The sequence below is a fragment of the Sedimentibacter sp. B4 genome, assembly GCF_000309315.1.
Lineage (GTDB): Bacteria > Bacillota > Clostridia > Tissierellales > Sedimentibacteraceae > Sedimentibacter > Sedimentibacter saalensis.
In genome coordinates this window covers 1-215 of sequence record NZ_CANG01000990.1, presented here as the reverse complement: position 1 = coordinate 215, position 215 = coordinate 1, and the positions used below count along the sequence as shown (strand labels likewise).

Here is a 215-nt window from a genome sequence, read left to right as displayed (position 1 = left end):
GACCGCGGCCGGCCAACCACCCTCGGGCACCCCGGCGGTGGCCAGCAGGGCGGCGCCCGGGGTCGACCAGGCGATCGTGATCGGCATCCGGTAGCGCCACGCCATGCCAATGGTCGCGACCCCCATCGTGAGGCAGAGCACGGCCAGGCCGGACGCCGCCTGCGCGGGCGTGCCCCGACCGACCTGAGCCCGGTGAGCACCACCGCGAACGCTCC

Annotated in this window: 1 pseudogene; it reads right to left on the bottom strand. The window is 76.3% G+C overall.

The window, feature by feature from the left end:
- Positions 1-215 (bottom strand): annotated as a pseudogene (locus BN358_RS25825) (benzoate/H(+) symporter BenE family transporter); the annotation flags it as partial.